The organism is Paenibacillus sp. 598K, from assembly GCF_003851045.1.
Taxonomy (GTDB): Bacteria; Bacillota; Bacilli; order Paenibacillales; family Paenibacillaceae; genus Paenibacillus_D.
In genome coordinates this window covers 1-18,512 of sequence record NZ_BFBX01000149.1, presented here as the reverse complement: position 1 = coordinate 18,512, position 18,512 = coordinate 1, and the positions used below count along the sequence as shown (strand labels likewise).

Genomic DNA, 18,512 nt, shown 5'->3' with positions numbered 1-18,512 from the left:
GGCAATCGTCGAGACGCCGGACGAGACGTTGCGCGTCGAGGCCGATCTGTTCGTGGGGGCAGAGGGGCGGGTATCGCGGATGCGAGAGGAGATGAGCACCAAGACAAGGCGCTCCGACTACAATCATCACTTCCTGACCGTCTCCTTTGACCGCCCGGAGACGCTGGATGAAGCGACGATCATCTCGCGCGGCTCCCGCTTCCTCGGCTTGTTCCCGCTGCCGGACCACCAGGTGCGCACCGTCTTCCTGATCCGGCCCGACGAGTTCAAGGCGATGCGGCGGGAAGGACTCGAACGGTTCTACCAGGAGTATCGAGAGCTGCGTCCCGATCTCTCAGGGTATGTGGAAGGGATCCGCAAGTGGCAGGAGATCCAGCTGATGATCCCGTTCCGGCACAACGCCGACCGCTACTGTCGGGACAACATCGCGATCCTCGGCGATGCCGCGCACAACGTCCATCCGATGGCAGGCGAGGGGATGAACATGGCGATCCAGGACGCCGATATCCTGGGCCATCTCGTGAGCTGGAGCTACGAGCACGGTCGCCCGATCGACGATACGCTCTCCTGGTACGAGCGGGTCAGACAGGGCCGAGCCCGCTTCATCTCCGAGCTCAGCCACCTGTCGGCGCTCGCCTACTCGTACGACGGGGATCTGGTCCAGCGCGCGCGCAGCCGGGTGCTGCAGCGCATCGAGCAATCCGACTATCTGCACTTCAAATATATGCTGAACATCTCCGGTCTTGGCGAATGGCCGGAGACGCTGTTCGACCGCTTCCGGCAGCTCGGTCTGCTGCCCGCCGAACGCTCGCTCTCCAAGGCGGAGCGGCTGGCTCGCCGCTTCCGGAGCAGAGAAGACTACCCCTGGCTGTCCCAGGCCGATAACCTGGCCGCGCCCGGATCGACGAATGGAGGAGTGAAGGATGCTTGAGACGATCAAAGAATGGAAACGACTGCTGCAAGCCCGCAAATGGATGAAACAGAACGCTTCCTTCCTGCCGGCGTGGCACGCTTATGTCGGGTATGAGACCGACCTCTTCGACGCCTTCGCATATGGCGAGGAAACGACCGACGTCGCCGAGCGCAACGGCATGGACGCGCAGCTGCTGCACAATTGGGTCGACACCGGGCTGGTGCTGGGCCATCTGTATCGCAAGGGCGGACGCATCCACACCTCGCCCGCCATGCTGGAGTATGTGTCCAAGTCCAGTCCTCAGTCGGTAGGCGCGCTGCTGCATGAGATGATGGAGCTGCATATCCCGACGCTGCTGCGCTTCCCCGATCTGCTGCAGGGCGAGCGCAAGCCCTCCTTCGAAAACGAGAAATTCGGCTCGACAGTCGCAGCCACCTCGTCGCTGCTGGAGAAGCTTGCCTTCCCCAAAGTGTCCCACTGGGTCCGAGCGAGCCAGGCTCGCTCGATCCTCGACATCGGCTGCGGCCATGGCGGCTACCTGTTGAAGCTCGCGTCCAAGATGGAGGGGCTCAAGCTGATCGGCATCGAGCAAAACGAGGACGTCGTCGCGCAGGCGCGCAAAGAGACCGGCAGCAGCCCCGATACCTGCATCGAGTTCGTCCATGGCGACTTCCGTCAATGGGAAGGTCCTGGCGCGCCAGTCGATCTGATCATGATGAACAATATCCTGCACTACTTCAGCCCGGAGCAACGCGGCGTACTGCTCGATCGGGCGCGCCAGCTCCTCAGCGAGCGCGGCTCCGTCTCGATGATCACGCCCCTGTACATGACCCGCAGCGGCCAAGCATTCTCTGCCGCCTTCAATAACTTCATGTCCTCTCATGAGAACCTGTACGGCTTTCCGACCGAGGCCGATCTGGAGACGATCGCCGGCGAGCATGGCTTCCGGGTCAAGGAGAAGCATCCGGTCATCCGCGAGGGCAGCTGGTACTTCGTCGGACTGGAGCAAGCGTAACCATCGGGCCCGCCGTCGACATGCGACTATTGCGGCTGGTAATCCAGCGTCGCGAACAGCTCGCCCAGCTCCTCTCGGGTCAGATCGCGCCATTTCCCGCTTGGCAGCTCGCCCAGACGGATGTTCATGATCCGCACCCGCTGCAGACGTCGCACCTGGTAGCCGAAGGCCGAGCACATCCGCCGGATCTGGCGATTGCGTCCCTCCGTCAGGGTGATGCGGAACGTGCGGGCCGACTGCGCCTCTACCCGGCAGGGCAAGGTGAGACTGCCCAGCACCCGGACGCCCTCGCTCATCCCTTTGACGAAAGCCGGCGTGATCGGGCGATCGACGGTGACGATGTATTCCTTTTCATGCCGCCCCTCAGACCGTAGGATGCGGTTGACGATATCGCCGTCATTGGTCATGAGGATGAGCCCTTCCGAATCCTTGTCTAGCCGACCGATCGGGAAGATCCGCTCCGGGTGGCCGACGTAATCGACGATATTGCCCTTGATCTGCTGCTCCGTCGTGCTGGTGATGCCTACCGGCTTGTTCAGCGCCACATAGACATGCTGTTTGTGCGCTCCCAGGGGCTGCCCGTCGATCCGCACCTCATCGCCGCTCTCGGCCTGACTGCCGAGCTCCGCCACCTTGCCGTTGATCGTCACTCTGCCGCTCTCCACCAGCTTGTCCGCCTCGCGTCGCGAGCAATACCCGCTCTCGCTAATGTACTTGTTAATACGCATGCTGCTCGATCCTCCTGCTCTGGTTGTCTTGCATCTATTGTACCCCATTTTCATCCATGGCGCCCGTCTCCCGCCGCGAGGCCGGCAGCACCAGCTCTACGGTCGTGCCCTCGCCGACGGTGCTGGAGATATGCATCGTGCCGTGGTGGCTGTGGATGATGCGTTGACTGACCATGATGCCCAGTCCCGTGCCCGCTTCCTTCCCGGTGAAGAAGGGGTCCCCAAGCTTCGGGATCATCTCCTCCGGTATCCCCGTACCCTGGTCCCGGATAGCGATCGTGATCGTCTGTCCTGGCGTACGGGCGACCGAGATCTCGATCTCGCCGCCCTGGGGCATTGATTCCATTGCATTTTTGAGCAGATTGATGAATACCTGCTTGAGTTGATTTTCCTCGCAGGACACGGTGCACGGCTCCTCGGCGAATCGCTCCAGGAAGACAACATTGCACAGATGCGCTTGACTGTCCAGCAGAGAGATCACATCGCCAAGTATGTAACGGACGTCCTTGATCTGGAACTTGATCGCTTGCGGCTTGGCGAGGATGAGGAACTCGCTGACGATCAGATTGATCCGGTCCAGCTCGGAGAGCATCAGATCGTTGTGCTGCAGATTGAGACTTTTCGTCTGCTGCTGCAACTGCAGGAAGCCTCGCAGCGTCGTCAGCGGATTGCGGATCTCATGAGCGACGCCGGCCGCCAGCTGGCCGACGGTCGTCAGCTTCTCCGATTGGCGCAGCAGCTCCTCCATTTTATTGCGACTTGTCATATCCCGAGTGATGCTGGCGATCGCCCCGATCGCGCCGTTGCGGTCGCGGATCGGCGAGGTGGTGACGCTGACGGCCAGATCCTCGCCCCATTTCGTCCGTCTCAGCACCTCCCGAGCATCGAGCAGCTTGCCACTGCGGAGCGCCTCCACCGCTTTGCGTTCCTCCTCCTGCTCCGATTCGGGCACGAGCGGCAGCACCTGGCCGATCGCCTCCTCCGTACTCCAGCCGAACATCTTCTCGAACGCGCGATTCACCTGGGTGATGCGCCCTTCGAGGTCGACGACATGGATCGCGTCCGTCGTATGATTAATGAAGGACTCCAGATATTCCTTCATTGAACGATTCTCTTCAAAGGCCTGCTTGAGCTTGGCCGTGTAGATCGCCAAGTTTTTGGACATGGCGTTGACGCGCAGCGCCAGCTGGCCAAATTCATCCTTGCGCCGCACGAGCAGCGAAGCGTCGAAGCGTCCCGACGACACTTCGTTGACCTTCCAAAGGATCGAGCGGATCGGCCGCAGCAGGAAGCCGGAGATCCAGTAGCTGAACAGAGCGACGACCAGCCAGGCCAGCCCCGACATGATGATATTCTGACGCATCTCTTCAGCCACCTTGTCATCGACAGCGATCTGCTCGTCCATCACCATCCCCAGCACATAAGCGCTACCATCGTCAAAGGGCACATACCCTTTGATCCAGGTACGTCCATCCATCTCGACCTTATGGTAATCCGGTCCGTTCTTGAGCGCCATCTGCGCCCGTTCATAGTCTGTCGGCTCCATGTAGCGGTTCGTCCCCAGTACATAGGTACCGCCATAGCGGGTGAACCACATCTGATCGAGCTGACGATACGTCGCTTCCTGCGGGTTGTCGACCGCGCTTGGCCCCAGATCGAACAGCCGGATCTCCACCATCGCCTCGATCGACTGGATCGCCTTGTCGTAGACAGGCGCCGGTCCTACGACATCGACTGCCTCCTTCAGGCTGGCATTGTCCAGCGACACCGCCAATATGTAGTCCAGCTCGGCGCTGGCATAATACCCCCATTTGTCCGGGTTGATCCCCCCGGCAGCCAACGGCTCGTAGGGCGGCGACCAATAGCCGACCGTCTCCTCGACCTTGGACAGCTCCTCAGCCAGCCATCCCATCCGGCTCTGCCATATGGCGCTGTCGAGGTTGGCGGCGGGCGAAGCGGAAGCGATTATGGGGACCGGCTGGTCTTGATTGGCTGACAGGACGACCAATTGCTTCAGGCCCAGCTCCCCGGCCGCTCCGTTCAGCGCCGCCTCGGAGACCTGATCCCGCCTCGGACCGAGCCTATCGGCTGCCGCGATGGCGGCGAGCCGTAGCCGTTCCTCCCATTCCCGGTCGATGAATCCGATACCATGCCGGTAGCTGGCGATCGACAGCATAAACTGCCGCGCGACGACCTCCATATCCTGCTCTGCCTGCTCATGCAGGTCGATGCGCGTCACATAATCATGCAGGAGAATGCTAAGTCCGAGCAGAATAAAGACGATAAAGGACAGGATGATTGCGAGCTTCGCTTTAACCGACAACAGCTGACACACCCTTTTATATGGTATAGCTTCCTAATTTCGATCATAACACAGATTCCAGAAAATTCTAGCGTTAAAAGAACTAGATGTGAATTAACATTACGCTAACTTATGCACAAGTTATCCTAGTTACACACAGTGAAATCGAATAAAATGTGTATAATAATGTGTACAATGCGTTGTTATCCACAAAAGTATCCACACGCTGTTAACAACGGAATATTTGTTCGCGGCACAATTCGCTATTTATCGACAGCCTGACTTCGGTCTCGCGACAGAAATCAATCGTATGGAGGCCTCATCATTATATGGAAGAAGAACAGCGGAAAGCAGACGAATACTGGATGCAGGAAGCCATCGTCGAAGCGCGCAAGGCGGAAGCCCTGCACGAAGTACCGATCGGCGCGGTCATCGTCAAGGACGGGGAAATTATAGGCAGGGGATATAACTTGAGGGAGACGAGCCACGACCCTACGGCGCATGCCGAGATGGTGGCGATCCGGGAGGCCAGCCGGCATCTTGATGCCTGGCGGCTGTTAGGCTGCTCGCTGTATGTTACGCTAGAGCCCTGTCCGATGTGTGCGGGAGCCATCGTCCAGTCCCGAATCGCACGCGTCATCTACGGCACACCCGATCCAAAGGCAGGCTGTGCGGGCACACTCATGAATTTATTGCAGGACAACCGATTCAATCATACAACCGAACTGGTCAGTGGTGTTCATCAACAAGCGTGCGCAGCGCTGCTTACCGAGTTTTTCCGGCGCTTGCGAAGCCGCACGACCTGAGCGCCTTACTCGCTGGCTGGCGCCACATTGCTGTTCATCTCGGACCTTTGCAAGTGCTGCAGGATTACGATCAGGCGATCCGCCTCTTCGCTTATGGCTAATACATCGGGGTCGGTCAAGCTTCCACGCGCTTCGGCCAGTTCATGCAGTTGGAGGCGAAGCCGTTGAAGCTGGTCAAGAAGTTTGGATTTATCGAATACTCGCCCCAAGAAGCTCGCTCCTATCCTAGACATTACTAGCTGTAAGTATAGTATACGCGCTTCCGGGTAAGGAATTTGTAAAAACCTGTCGACAAAATACAGGCATTTTCACGAAATATCCGACAAAAATCTACAAATATCTGCGTCAAATGAACTATTATCGCTCCTCTGAAGCGATATGGATGTGCATGCCTGAACCTTTGTGCGACTGCTCCTCTAGTGTCCTCGTCTGCTCAGACACGGCACTCTCGGGCAAGAGGAGCTTGCTCTTCTGCTCGTAGTGGGATTCGATCTGGCGCTTGAGGATGAAGGCGCGCAGCGTGCTCGCCTGCTCCTGCGGCAGTCCGCGGAAGGAAGCGCCGTAATAAAAGCCGCCAGCCGACTTGTCGATGCGTATGATCTCCAGCCCGCATGCCAGAGAGAACCCGAGATCCAGCCGTACATCCAGCGTCCAGGTGCGCGTGATCCCGAGGTCCACAGTCAGCATGAGACCCAGACCGCCCATGCTCAGGTTGTCCACAGCAAACGCCACCGGCGACGGCATCTGCCACTCCTGACGGTTGCGGGGGTCGCGCATCGTATGCAGGGTGCCTGAGCAATCCACCGAGACGCGCGGATGCTCTCGTTTGTCGTTGAACCGGCGCCGGTTCTCCGGCGGGTGGAGCACCATGAGCGCGCCATTGTGCTTGGCGATGATCGTTGATTCGAAGACGAACATCCCGCTCCGGGAATAGATGATCAGCTTTACTTGCTCGCCTAGCCCGAACAGATCGTACTGCGGCAGCTCGATTTCGATAATCTCGCCCAGCACATACGTGATGACGCCTGTAGCGACAAAGTTGCGCTTCTCGATGGCCACTTTGGCCTCCACCAGGACGCCGACATCATTTCCCTCCTTGCTGCCGTATAGGGAAAGCTTCTGCACCTTCCTTGACTGTTGATTCATCTGGATCTCAGCATCCTTCCCTACCGATGGTTTCTCTTACCAGTATACCAGCTTTCCTCACCTCCGACCATTTGCCCAGCAATTATTCTAGGTCTTGCAGCGGAGCTGATTAGGTCCCAGGACCAGCTCGTATTCCATGGCGAAGAGCGATTCACCGTCAGCCCTCCGGGCGAAGCTCCAGGATAGCGCGGCCCTCTGGAATATGCTATAATAAGGTTTGCTGTGGCCCCGTAGCTCAGCGGATAGAGCACACGTTTCCTAAACGTGGTGTCGGATGTTCGATTCATCTCGGGGCCGCCAGCTCATGCACACTCATACACCCGCCATACATAAGCCGCCCCTGGAGGGCGGCATGACCAGGCTGCTCGCTTTCTTGCGAGCAGCCTATTTTTGTTTGCACTGAAGCACGCGGTGAGTTGTGCCTTGCCTTACGCACTACAGGCGCAGCGGCATGGCCGCTGCGCCTGTAGTCGATCCTATTGTAAGTCTCTCGATCCTGTGATGCTGCGTCGCTTATGCAGGGGAGCCAGCTTAGATTGCCGAGCCGCCCTTCTCGCCAAAGGTTTGCAGGTACTCCTGGTATGCAGGGATCTTCTGGTCGAGCATCTGCTGCAGCGTCCAGAAGATGACCTGGGAGTATTCATTGTCCGTCTCCACCACGGTGAACAGGTAACCAACCTTGACCTTCTCGATCGACCCGGTCAGCGTGAACTGGATGGCAGGCTTGCCGTTGACGGTAATGTTTTTGTGCTCGGACTTCTCCGGGTTCTCGATCGCCTCGAGCATGCCATTTTGCAGTACCATGTCGAGATATCCTTCGAGGGTCACATCGTCTGCGAACGTCGACTTTTCTTCGGTGATGATCGCCAAGTAGTCCTCCTGCGCCATCCGTGCTGCCTGGATGTCCGCTCCTGGCGTCAGCATCGTCTCCTCCGACCAGTCGCCTGGCAGCATGATCTGGAAGTTCTCGCTGCTGCCCTCATAGACCTCCAGGTCGGCGTTGCCGCCATCCGGCTGCGTGGTCGCCTCCAGCGGCTTCAGCACTTGCAGGCTATGCGAGATCGCGTTGAACTCATCCCGATAGCCCGGGAACTGCTTTTGCGTCGACCACGAGACGACTTGATAGAACGCATCGTCCTTCTCGACGAAGGTCGCCAGATAATGCACCTTGATCTTCTGCACCTCGCCGGTAATCTCGACTTGCTTGGCAGGTGCGCCGTCGATAGTGGTGTCGGTTGGTTCCGACGGCGAGAAGTTCTCGACCGAAGGCGCTGTATTCTCGTTGAAGATCTTGATATAATCGTCCATCGTCGCATTATCGGCCAAGTCGCCCTTGGAGGTAGCGATGACCATGATGTACTTCTCCTTGGCGCGATTGGAGGCGCTCAGACGCGCGACAGGATTCAGCTGGTTGTCTTCCTTCCAATCCTTCGGAATCGTAATCTGCATATCCTCGTTCTGACTGAGCAACGGCGATCCTTTGACGGTCGGAGCCTCGGGCTCTTTATCCGTATCATTGTCGGCTCCTTGCTCGGCATTGCTGTTGGCATTCGTGTTGACTGGCGGCGGCGGATCATTTTTGCTTTCGCTTGAGCAGCCTGCCGCGATCATACTGCCGACCAGCAGGACGGCAGCGAGCTTTACTATGGATGACTTCATGTTCATTATGGACCTCTCCCTTTATGTGCAGATGGATAATTCTTGCTGTTTCACGTTTTTCTTACCCCTATGTACGAAGCAAGAAACGATAAGGATACACTTTAGGCGACTTCTTTATAATTTCTTTAGATCCCGCCTTTCCGCAGCAGAGGGGCCGCCTCGCCGCATCATCAGTCGATGACGCGGCAGACAGCCCCTCTGCCGGATGGACTCATGGCATTAGGTCACCCATCGCAGGTCCCATGTTGTAGAGCTCTTCCAACGGGATTGCGTCTGTTGGGATATCGAGCTGGAACTCGACGTCCTGGTTAATATTGTCGTAGGCGCTGGTGGTGAAGAAGCCCAGCGTCATCGTCTGATCTTCATTCAGGATGTCGACATTGACATTCACTTCCTGATAACGGATGTAGTCGTCCTTGATGGCTGCGATCGTATTGATCTCATTGACCGTCACAACTTCCTTCATCTCGTCGAGACCCGCTTGCAGATCCTCGTCCTTGATCTCGGCCAGCTCCCCCTGAGCGGCTTCGATATCGGCATCGGTCAGCTGGAGCGTGGCTTTGTACTCTTCATTGCCAGCGATCAGCTGGAGGATCTCCGGTCCCACCTGCCGGATCAGCTTCGTCACGAAGTCGTCGATATTGCCCTCGTTAACAGCGAACTTGACGATCTGGTCGGCGGACATGCCCTCCGGCTTGGCCTTAAGTTCCTCTTCGTCCGCTGCAGTGAAGTATACGCCCTCTTCATAATGCTTGAGCAGGACGCCTGCAAAATCCTGCATCATCTTGCGCACCGACTCGACATTCAGCTCCGGCATCGGCGTCATGGTCTCTTCCTCGGCCAGCTCGCTGAGCTCGTTCATGTCGACTTCGATATACTTGCCGGCGAGGCCTTCCATCGGCATCATCGGAATCGTCGGGATCTTGATATACATCATGTCCGCTGTCATGATCATCGGCACCGAGAGATTCATGGAGAAGTCCCCTTGGAGCGCCAGATCAAGCGTCATCTCCAGACGCATCGGATCCTCCTGATACGCTCCCGAGACGCTGATCTCCGCACCGCGCAGCGTATCCATGATAGCCAATGACGTTGGATCGTTGTCCAGCGCTTCCGTCGGGATCGTCAGCTCATTGAGCTTCATCGATCCGGTGAACGTATAGGATTTCATTAGCATCGAGTTCGCAAAAGCTTGCGTAACCGCTTCTTTGGGCTCCTTGGTGCTGCACCCAAGCAACGCCAGCGCCACGATGATCATAAGCATAGTCAGCTTTGCCCATTGTTTATTTCTGTTGTACAAACCTGTTTCCCTCCCCAATTGTCTGCGTGCTCAGTCGCACAACACACCCATTCTATTACAACTTAACCCAAGATGAAAGCCAATGAAACATTAAAAAACTCCCAGAATTTGAGGTGTACCCTCTCAAATCCGGGAGTTCTATGCGAAGAAAACGCTATCCTTGCGGGTTGTGATGGTCCACATGATTGGCTTGTTTGGTGTCCTTGGAGCCTGAATGCTTCTCCTGACGCTGGTCTGAGCGAGGTCGCTCATGCTGCGTCGGCGTTGCTTCGGGTACCGGTTGACTCTTCGGCTTGCTCATCGACTGTAACCTCCTGTACTCGTGTTGCCTCGACTAGCTGCGCTGATGCTCCAGATCGGTCGGCTCGTCATGATTGAGCGCATCCTGATGCCGCCGGTCGTTTTTATCCTGCTGTTGCTGCTGCGCCTGATGGCTGTTGACTGCGGTCTGCTCCAGGTCTTTAGACACACCCGCCAAGTTTTTGTCAGGCTGCTCATGGGAAGTCATGGACGATCTCCTCCTTTAGTCACATCAAGCATGCGTCAGGTGATGCAGCGCCTGCGCGCACTCATGCAGGTGCCGCGTGTAATCTTGTATGAGCTGTTGGATCGGCTCGGTTCGCTCATCAACTGATACGCCAGCTTTCTCGACATCGACCAGCCTTACGGCAACCTCGCGGCTATCCACATACGTTACGAGGAAGTCAAAATCATATTGCTGATGCCCCGCTGTCCGGATCGTCACACGCAGACTCCGCTCATCCGCTTCATCCGCTTTGACGACAGCGTGATCCCCATGATGGATGCGCTCAGGCAGCGTGTTCTCCCAAGCCTCCGTCAGTTGTCTCTGATCGAGCTGCAGCTCGTCCTTTTTTGCCATCGGTATTCCCACCTCCATAGCGTTACTATGGCATCCGACCGACGATTTTATACAGAAAAAAACCGCCGAGCGCGCTCGACGGGTTCGTTGATCTTTATAGAAAAGAATATGGCGGAGAGAGTGGGATTCGAACCCACGTGGGCTTGCACCCTAACGGTTTTCAAGACCGCCCCGTTATGACCGCTTCGGTATCTCTCCAGGTAATGTACATTCATGCAACAGAAGTATTTTACCACTCTTGCCGGAAGATGTCCAGCATCGCTTCGAGCGAGATCGGGTCGCTGTATGTGGCGGCTGTGGATCTCCTCCAGGTCCGCTTCAAGACGACCTTGACGCCATTAAGTCGCTCCATGAACAGCGAATTGCCCTGGGTCCATTGATCTACGCCGATCAGCCCGCCTCCTGCAGCCAGGACGTTAGGCGCATTCATCAGTGCGGCGATACGCTGCGGATGCGCCGAGATCTCGATTGGCCCCCGCTCAGACTCATAGGTGACGGTGGCCGATCTATCGGCCTGCTCGGAGGTCTGGTTGTCAATGCCCGCAAAAAAACACCATGCGCTCAGATAGCGCATGGTGTAAACCAGTAATCTCCATATCCACGGATTAACGCGGACGAATCACATCGAGATTGCCCATGTACGGGCGCAAGGCCTCGGGGACAACGACCGAACCGTCAGCCTGCTGGTAGTTCTCCAGGATCGCCGCAACGGTACGTCCGACGGCTAGCCCGGAGCCATTAAGCGTATGCACGAACTCCGGCTTGGCCTTCGGCTCTGGACGGTAACGAATCGCCGCCCGACGCGCCTGGAAGTCCTCGCAGTTGGAGCAGGACGAGATCTCGCGGTACATGCCGCACTCCGGCAGCCATACTTCGAGATCGTACGTCTTGGCCGCTGTGAAGCCCATATCGCCAGTACAGAGCGTCAGCACCCGATATGGCAAGTCCAGCAGCAGCAGGACACGCTCCGCATCCGCAGTCATCGCCTCGAGCTCACGGTACGAGTCCTCTGGCTTGACGACCTTGATCAGCTCGACCTTGTTGAATTGATGCTGGCGGATCAGTCCACGCGTGTCCCGACCAGCCGAGCCGGCCTCCGAACGGAAGCACGCCGAGTAGGCGACATAATGCTTGGGCAGCTCGTCTCCAGCGAGGATCTCGTCGCGGTGGATGTTGGTGACGGGCACCTCCGCCGTAGGGATCATGAAATATTCCGTATCGGCGAGCTTGAACAGATCCTCCTCGAACTTGGGCAGCTGTCCGGTGCCGACCAGACTGTCGCGATTGACGATCTGAGGCGGCAGCACCTCCTCATAGCCGTGGCGGTCGCTGTGCAGATCCATCATGAAGTTGATTAGCGCCCGCTCTAGCCGCGCGCCGAGCCCCTTATAGAAGACGAATCGCGAGCCTGCGACCTTGGCGGCAGCCTCGAAGTCGAGGATACCCAGCCCCGCAGCTACGTCCCAGTGTGCTTTCGGTTCGAAGCTGTCGAATACGCGCGGCTCGCCGACCCGACGAACCTCGACGTTATCCTCCTCCGAAGCGCCCGTCGGCACGCTGTCATGCGGCAAGTTGGGCACGGACAGCATCACTTCGTCGATCTGCTCCTCCAGCCCGCGCAGCGCTTCGTCAAGCGCCTTGATCCGATCGCCTACCTCGCGCATCTCCAGGATGAGCGCCTCGGCGTCGCCGCCCGACTTTTTGAGCTGGGCGACCTCCTGGGACACGGTGTTGCGACGATTTTTGAGCTGTTCGGTTTCTTGCAAGATGTCGCGGCGCTTCGTATCCAGCGCGGTGAAGCCAGCCAGCGCTTCGGCGGCTGAGGCGCCCCGCTTGGCTAGCGTCTCCTGTACGCCGTCGAAGTCCGTTCTCAGTCTTTTGATATCTAACACGAGTGGAAGTCATCCTCTCTGCAACCTTGTAATTCGGTGTCTTAAGCCCGGTTCTCCCGGATCATATCCAGGAAGTAACTATGCATCCGGTAGTCGCTGGTCAGCTCCGGGTGGTACGAGCATGCCAGCAGATGTCCCTGCCGCACCAAGACGATCTCATCTCTATACGTCGACAGCACGTCGACCTCCGGTCCCACCTGCGTCACGAGCGGCGCCCGGATGAATACCGCCCGTACCGTCTCTTCGATACCCTTGACCGGCAGGTCGGTCTCGAAGCTCTCCCGCTGCCGGCCGAAGGCATTGCGCGCCACCGTCATGTCCATCAGCTCCAGATGGGCTTCATCCTGCCCCTCGATGCGCGCAGCCAGTACGATCATGCCGGCGCAGGTGCCGAACATCGGCTTGCCCTGCGAGGAGAACTCGCGCAGCGCTTCGATGAATTCGTACTTGCGCATGAGCCGGCCGATGACCGTGCTCTCGCCGCCCGGGATGATCAAGCCGTCCAGTTGGGCGAGCTGCTCCGTTCGCTTGATGGCGACCGGCTCGCCGCCAGCCAGCTCGATACTCTTCATATGTTCAGCTACGGCGCCTTGCAGCGCCAGTACACCAATCTTCATTGCTTGTCCTTCTTTCTTGCTGATCGATCAGCGATTACAGGCTGCGGTCCTGCATCCGGTCCGAGCCGGCCAGCTTGGAGATCTCGATGCCCTTCATCGGCGCGCCAAGGTTTTTGGACACTTCGGCGATCAGCTTATAGTCCTCATAGTGCGTCGTCGCTTCGACGATCGCACGAGCGAACTTCTCCGGGCTGTCCGACTTGAAGATACCGGAGCCGACGAATACGCCGTCTGCGCCCAGGTGCATCATCAGCGCCGCGTCGGAAGGCGTCGCTACGCCGCCAGCTGCGAAGTTGACGACTGGCAGACGGCCCGTCTCATGGACGGCCAGGAGCAGGTCGTACGCCACGCCCAGTGTCTTGGCCTCATGGTACAGCTCGTCCTTGGACAGGTTCTGCACCTTGCGGATCTGTCCGTTGATCAGACGCAGGTGACGTACTGCTTCGACGATGTTGCCAGTACCTGGCTCACCCTTCGTACGCAGCATCGACGCGCCTTCGCCGATCCGGCGCAGCGCTTCTCCGAGGTCCTTGGCGCCACAGACGAACGGCACGGTGAAGCCGGTCTTGTCGATATGGAACACTTCGTCTGCCGGTGTCAGCACTTCGCTCTCGTCGATATAATCGACGCCCATCGACTCCAGTACCTTCGCCTCGACGAAGTGACCGATTCTGGCCTTTGCCATTACCGGGATGGAGACAGCGTTCAGCACTTGCTCGGTGACGGTCGGATCTGCCATACGGGCGACGCCGCCAGCAGCGCGGATATCCGAAGGTACGCGCTCCAGCGCCATAACGGCGGTTGCGCCTGCCGCTTCAGCGATTTTTGCTTGCTCTGCATTCATGACGTCCATGATGACGCCGCCTTTTTGCATCTCGGCCATGCCGCGTTTTACACGTGAAGTACCTGTTTCCATTGCTCTTCTTCCTCCCTGGGTCTATACGTATCGTTATTAATCTAACCTTATATGATAAATGAATCCATGAACCAACCGCTGTCTTTAGAACAAGCCGACGATGCCGTTGAACAGATCAACGAAGAAATCCTTGATCGCCCGGAACATCAATCTCCACCAGCTGCCTTTTTTCACTTCTTCATTCGTTACCAGATTGACGGTTTTCTGAATCTTTTCGCCCTCAGGATCGGTATACTCGTAGGTCGCTGTACCGACGACCGTGGCGGCCTCCAGCGGCGCTACCAGCTCGTCCGGCTCCTTCAGATTGGTCTCGAGCAGCTTAATATCCGGCTCGATATCGCGTTTCACGAGGAAGCTGACATCGCTCTGCGTGACGATCGGCACGCTCGTCTGCACGCCCTTCTTGACCTTGATCGTCTCTGCCGTCTCGACGACGCTCTTGGGCTGGACGATCGTCTTCATCTCGAAGTTGTTGAAGCCGTAATCCAGCAGCTTAGCCGTCTCCAAGAAACGTTTGCCCTGGCTGCCCGCGCCCATCACGACGCTGATCAGGCGCATGCCGTCGCGCTCGGCGGTACCGGTGAAGCAATACCCTGCCGCCTTGGTATGGCCGGTCTTCATGCCGTCCAGGCCTTCATAGGCATACATGCGAAACGCCTGTACGTCCTTGTTGCCTTCGAGCATCCAGTTGTAGTTAATCAATGGGTCCTTATCCCGTTCACGAAACTTGTAGGAGGGGATGCTGGAGTACTTTAAGAAATCGTCATGCTCATTCAGCATATGGTAGGCCAGCATCGCCGCATCGCGAGCTGACATGACGGTCTCGCCGCTGATCGACGCAGGCTGGTATTTGGCGCTCATGTCGTCGCGGCCCAGACCAGTTGCATTGATAAAGTGCGCCGTCGTCAGGCCTAACCGTTTGGCCGTTTCGTTCATCCGCTGAGCGAACGCTTCTTCCGTACCGGCGATCCGCTCGGCGAGCGCGATCGAGGCGTCATTGGCAGAGCCGACAGCCATAGCGATGAACAGCTCTTCTACTGTATGTTTGTCACCCTGTGCCAGGAAGACATGGGACCCGCCCCGTGTCGTAGTCGCCGCATTTTCTCCTACGGTTACTATCTCGTCCCAGCGCAGATTACCATTGGTTATCTCTTCTAATACGATATACTCCGTCATCATCTTCGACATGCTTGCCGGCGGCAAGGCTTCATCCGCATTGATGTCGACCAGTACTTGGCCGGTTGCGACATCCATCAGGAAGGCCGATTCGACCTGCAATCCCAACTCGTTGGCCGATTCAATCTCACGTGCGTCTACTTGGGCTGCCGTTGCCAGCAATGTCATCCAGATGGCCATAAAAGCGGCCAAGGCCTGCTTCCAGGGCTTCGCCTTCCGGCTCTCTACCACAGCACTCCTCTCCCTCTCTACCTGTAATTAGTCCGTCTATCATTGTACCACAAGTAGAGCAAGAGCGTTATATCCCGGAACAAGAAAACAGACAGGAATATGCGGTGATTGGCTCACCCTCTCCCCTGCCTGCTCTCTGATGGTTTTCCGATCATAATGGAGACTGTGAATACAGGCTTACAGCGAGTAGTTCGGTGCCTCTTTGGTAATCTGGACGTCATGCGGATGGCTCTCGCGCAGACCGGCTCCGGTAATCCGGACGAACTGCGTATCGTTCTTGAGCTCTTCGATCGTCGCGGTGCCGCAGTAGCCCATACCGGAGCGAAGACCGCCCATCAGCTGATGCACCGTATCGGCGAGCGGCCCCTTGTACGGGACGCGACCCTCGATGCCCTCGGGGACGAGCTTGTTCTCGTTCTCCTGGAAGTAGCGGTCCTTGCTGCCTTCCTTCATCGCGCCGAGCGAGCCCATGCCGCGGTAGACCTTGAAGCGGCGGCCCTGGTAGATCTCCGACTCGCCGGGGCTCTCCTCGGTGCCCGCCAGCAGACTGCCGATCATGATGGCGCTGGCGCCTGCGGCGATCGCCTTAGTGATGTCGCCGGAGTACTTGATGCCGCCATCGGCGATGACCGGGATGCCATACTCGCGCGCGACCGTCGCACAGTCATAGATAGCAGTGATCTGCGGCACGCCGATACCGGCGATGACGCGGGTCGTACAGATCGAGCCAGGTCCGATGCCGACCTTGACGACCGATGCGCCAGCCTCGATCAGATCGCGCGTCGCGTCTCCGGTCGCTACGTTGCCCGCGATGATCGTCAGCTCCGGGTAGATGCCCCGCAGCTTGCGAACCGTCTCGATGATGTTGATATGATGGCCGTGCGCCGAGTCCACGACGAGCACGTCGATGCCAGCCTGCACGAGCGCTTCCGCGCGTTCGAAGGTATCCTTGGAGATACCGACCGCCGCGCCGCACAGCAATCTGCCTTGGCTGTCTTTAGCCGCATCAGGGAATTGGATCGCTTTCTCGATATCCTTGATCGTAATCAAGCCCTTGAGGACGTTATTGTCGTCGACGAGCGGCAGCTTCTCGATCTTGTGCTTCTGGAGCAGGACCTCCGCCTGCTGCAGCGTCGTGCCGACTGGCGCCGTGACGAGCTCCTCGCGCGTCATCACTTCGCTGATCTTCATCGAGTAATCATGCACGAATCGCAGGTCGCGATTGGTCAGGATACCGACCAGCTTATCCTCGCCGTCGACGATCGGCACGCCGGAGATCCGGTATTTGCCCATCAACTCCTCGGCGTCGTATACATGATGGTCTGGCGTCAGCGAGAACGGGTTGGTGATGACGCCACTCTCCGAACGCTTCACCCGATCCACCTCTTCGGCTTGCTCCGATACAGACATGTTTTTATGGATAATGCCGATCCCGCCTTCTCTAGCCATGGCAATCGCCAGCGCCGACTCCGTCACCGTATCCATCCCTGCGCTGATAACCGGCATATTGAGCTTCACCGACGAGCTCAGCTGCACCGACAGACTTACATTGCGAGGCAGCACTTCAGATTTGCGGGGGACGAGCAGCACGTCGTCAAACGTTAATCCTTCTTTGGCAAACTTGGTTTCCCACACGAGTATAGTTCCTCCTTGTCCTATGTCTAACCGTCTATTCTCTGTTAAGAGCGCCAGCTTCCGCCCTGCGCCCTGATCGATATTATTGCAATAGTAGCAGAGGGGTATAGGGCTGTCAAGCATTCTCCGGCAAGCTTACATTTCATTTTCATACCCGCTGGAATAGCAGCCCAGGACCGGCCGCAATCAGGTCTGAAAGGTGGTCGTCAGCCCGTCGCGGCTCCGTCGAAAGCTCCGATTCCCATCGCCTGCCACCGCCTCAATGACCACCCCGCCATAACGAGAAAAGAGGGCTCGCGCCCTCTGAAGAAATAGTATGTGCTAGCGCCGAGCTCTTAAGCTATGGCAACCGATGGTAAGCGCGCAGCGTCCGTAGCGCATTCAATGTAAGGATTCCCTTCCACGCCTCGCGAGCCGCTGGCCAATGCTCGGGGTATTGGTGCCAATCCCAATTGGGCAACCACGCGCCATCCTCGCCTTGCGCTGCAATCAACGCATCGAGCTCTGCTGGAATCAGGCCCTCATACTTGGAGTAATACTGTGACTCCGGAGTATCTGCAATCTGCAACGGCCGGGCTCCATATCCCTCGCTGCCGTCTTGAATAACACAATTGTCCAGAAATCGCTCGATCTGCGAAGCCAGCTCAGCCTGTTGCTGCGCATCGAGACGCTCATACAGTCGCAGGTAACATAACATCTCGTGCATCTCCGTCAGCTCGGAGGTATGAAGCAAGTAATCGATAGCTCGCCGCACGAGCGATGCGGCGCCAGCATAAGGATATGTCTGTTGGAATGCCAGGAAATAAGCCGCGATCTCCGCATTAGGGTTGCCCCAAAAGGCGTCGAAGCTGCCATACTTCCACCAGACGGCGCGAGGTGAGGCTTCGGCTCCCTCCGGGATGATCTCCCAGCCGCCGCAGGCTTCATTATAAGTATCTGCGAGATAAGATAAGCCGCGATGCACCATCTCCAAGAGCCCCTCGCTCTGAGGCAAATCGCTCAGAATAGCCAGTGCGTTAGTCGTAGTTAGCGCCGATGACAGCGGCGTTTGCAGATCTGGTTCCAGACCGTGGCCAAAGCCGCCGTCGGCATTTTGATACTCAGCTAGCGCCGACACCACCTCATCCGCTTCACCCTCCTCGAACAGATGGCGATAGATTGCCTGCTCCAGCGGACGGGCAGTCGATTTGATATATTGGACAGCTTGCTCGGCTCTGAGAATGTTCATCATCATCGCTCCTTCGTCTTCCTACCCACGATTGTACCGATACCTGCTCCCGCGCACAACATCGAGTA

19 protein-coding genes and 2 tRNA genes are annotated in these 18,512 nt (G+C 57.7%); 4 read left to right on the top strand and 17 right to left on the bottom strand.

Translation table 11 applies throughout. From position 1 onward, the window contains the following. A partial coding sequence (locus PA598K_RS31885; protein WP_148092019.1) for an FAD-dependent monooxygenase occupies positions 1 to 931 on the top strand: 931 nt, incomplete at its 5' end. Then, on the top strand, positions 924 to 1,928 hold the full coding sequence (locus tag PA598K_RS31880) for a class I SAM-dependent methyltransferase (protein WP_128660804.1): 1,005 nt from the start codon (positions 924 to 926) through the stop codon (positions 1,926 to 1,928). The genes PA598K_RS31885 and PA598K_RS31880, both read left to right, overlap by 8 nt. 26 nt (positions 1,929 to 1,954) lie before the next feature. Here the strand turns inward: PA598K_RS31880 and rluF are convergent, their stop codons facing one another. Next, complete coding sequence (gene rluF / locus PA598K_RS31875; RefSeq protein ID WP_128660803.1) at positions 1,955 to 2,656, bottom strand: 23S rRNA pseudouridine(2604) synthase RluF; 702 nt, start codon at positions 2,654 to 2,656, stop codon at positions 1,955 to 1,957. A 34-nt stretch (positions 2,657 to 2,690) separates the two neighbouring features. After that, complete coding sequence (locus PA598K_RS31870) at positions 2,691 to 4,979, bottom strand: ATP-binding protein (protein ID WP_260405718.1); 2,289 nt, start codon at positions 4,977 to 4,979, stop codon at positions 2,691 to 2,693. Between the two features lie 308 nt (positions 4,980 to 5,287). Between PA598K_RS31870 and tadA the strand changes: the two genes are divergently transcribed. Further along, positions 5,288 to 5,764 carry a tRNA adenosine(34) deaminase TadA gene (tadA, locus tag PA598K_RS31865; RefSeq protein ID WP_128660802.1) on the top strand — a complete coding sequence of 159 codons (477 nt, stop codon included), beginning with the start codon at positions 5,288 to 5,290 and terminating at the stop codon, positions 5,762 to 5,764. 5 nt (positions 5,765 to 5,769) lie between these two features. Here tadA and PA598K_RS31860 read toward each other — a convergent pair whose 3' ends face one another. Together PA598K_RS31860 and PA598K_RS31855 are read right to left on the bottom strand one after the other, a co-directional pair. Next, the gene (locus tag PA598K_RS31860; RefSeq protein WP_128660801.1) at positions 5,770 to 5,973 is read right to left on the bottom strand and encodes an aspartyl-phosphate phosphatase Spo0E family protein; all 204 of its coding nucleotides are present in this window, start codon (positions 5,971 to 5,973) and stop codon (positions 5,770 to 5,772) included. Between the two features lie 148 nt (positions 5,974 to 6,121). Continuing rightward, entirely contained in the window at positions 6,122 to 6,910 is a 789-nt protein-coding gene (locus PA598K_RS31855) for a PilZ domain-containing protein (protein WP_128660800.1), read from the bottom strand. A 224-nt stretch (positions 6,911 to 7,134) separates the two neighbouring features. Here PA598K_RS31855 and PA598K_RS31850 point away from each other — a divergent pair. Then, positions 7,135 to 7,210: transfer RNA gene (locus PA598K_RS31850), tRNA-Arg, on the top strand. A gap of 231 nt (positions 7,211 to 7,441) precedes the next feature. On the opposite strand, the gene PA598K_RS31845 is transcribed toward PA598K_RS31850, so the two are convergent. The 13 genes from PA598K_RS31845 to PA598K_RS31790 form a co-directional block, all read right to left on the bottom strand. Continuing rightward, positions 7,442 to 8,575 carry a hypothetical protein gene (locus PA598K_RS31845; RefSeq protein ID WP_128660799.1) on the bottom strand — a complete coding sequence of 378 codons (1,134 nt, stop codon included), beginning with the start codon at positions 8,573 to 8,575 and terminating at the stop codon, positions 7,442 to 7,444. Between the two features lie 205 nt (positions 8,576 to 8,780). Next, positions 8,781 to 9,869, bottom strand: a complete 1,089-nt coding sequence (locus tag PA598K_RS31840; RefSeq protein ID WP_128660798.1) for a hypothetical protein — start codon at positions 9,867 to 9,869, stop codon at positions 8,781 to 8,783. 154 nt (positions 9,870 to 10,023) lie between these two features. After that, positions 10,024 to 10,170: a small acid-soluble spore protein P gene (locus tag PA598K_RS31835; protein ID WP_128660797.1), complete on the bottom strand. Its 147-nt coding sequence runs from the start codon at positions 10,168 to 10,170 to the stop codon at positions 10,024 to 10,026. A 33-nt stretch (positions 10,171 to 10,203) separates the two neighbouring features. Further along, positions 10,204 to 10,377 (bottom strand): hypothetical protein, encoded by a 174-nt coding sequence (locus PA598K_RS36705; RefSeq protein WP_185602343.1) that lies wholly within the window; start codon positions 10,375 to 10,377, stop codon positions 10,204 to 10,206. Between the two features lie 24 nt (positions 10,378 to 10,401). Next, a complete protein-coding gene (locus PA598K_RS31830; RefSeq protein WP_128660796.1) occupies positions 10,402 to 10,749 on the bottom strand; it encodes a hypothetical protein in 348 nt (115 codons plus the stop codon). A 109-nt stretch (positions 10,750 to 10,858) separates the two neighbouring features. Continuing rightward, positions 10,859 to 10,947 (bottom strand) — tRNA-Ser (locus tag PA598K_RS31825). Between the two features lie 31 nt (positions 10,948 to 10,978). Continuing rightward, positions 10,979 to 11,323, bottom strand: a complete 345-nt coding sequence (locus tag PA598K_RS31820) for a hypothetical protein (RefSeq protein ID WP_128660795.1) — start codon at positions 11,321 to 11,323, stop codon at positions 10,979 to 10,981. A gap of 31 nt (positions 11,324 to 11,354) precedes the next feature. Further along, entirely contained in the window at positions 11,355 to 12,641 is a 1,287-nt protein-coding gene (gene serS / locus PA598K_RS31815; RefSeq protein ID WP_128660794.1) for a serine--tRNA ligase, read from the bottom strand. Positions 12,642 to 12,682: 41 nt separating this feature from the next. Beyond that, positions 12,683 to 13,258, bottom strand: coding sequence for a pyridoxal 5'-phosphate synthase glutaminase subunit PdxT (gene pdxT / locus PA598K_RS31810; protein ID WP_128660793.1), 576 nt, complete (start codon positions 13,256 to 13,258; stop codon positions 12,683 to 12,685). 34 nt (positions 13,259 to 13,292) lie between these two features. Continuing rightward, a complete protein-coding gene (gene pdxS / locus PA598K_RS31805; RefSeq protein ID WP_128660792.1) occupies positions 13,293 to 14,174 on the bottom strand; it encodes a pyridoxal 5'-phosphate synthase lyase subunit PdxS in 882 nt (293 codons plus the stop codon). An 84-nt stretch (positions 14,175 to 14,258) separates the two neighbouring features. Further along, complete coding sequence (locus PA598K_RS31800) at positions 14,259 to 15,581, bottom strand: D-alanyl-D-alanine carboxypeptidase family protein (RefSeq protein WP_128660791.1); 1,323 nt, start codon at positions 15,579 to 15,581, stop codon at positions 14,259 to 14,261. A 177-nt stretch (positions 15,582 to 15,758) separates the two neighbouring features. Next, positions 15,759 to 17,216, bottom strand: a complete 1,458-nt coding sequence (guaB, locus tag PA598K_RS31795; protein ID WP_128660790.1) for an IMP dehydrogenase — start codon at positions 17,214 to 17,216, stop codon at positions 15,759 to 15,761. Positions 17,217 to 17,556: 340 nt separating this feature from the next. Beyond that, on the bottom strand, positions 17,557 to 18,444 hold the full coding sequence (locus PA598K_RS31790; RefSeq protein WP_185602342.1) for a hypothetical protein: 888 nt from the start codon (positions 18,442 to 18,444) through the stop codon (positions 17,557 to 17,559). Positions 18,445 to 18,512: the final 68 nt, after the last annotated feature.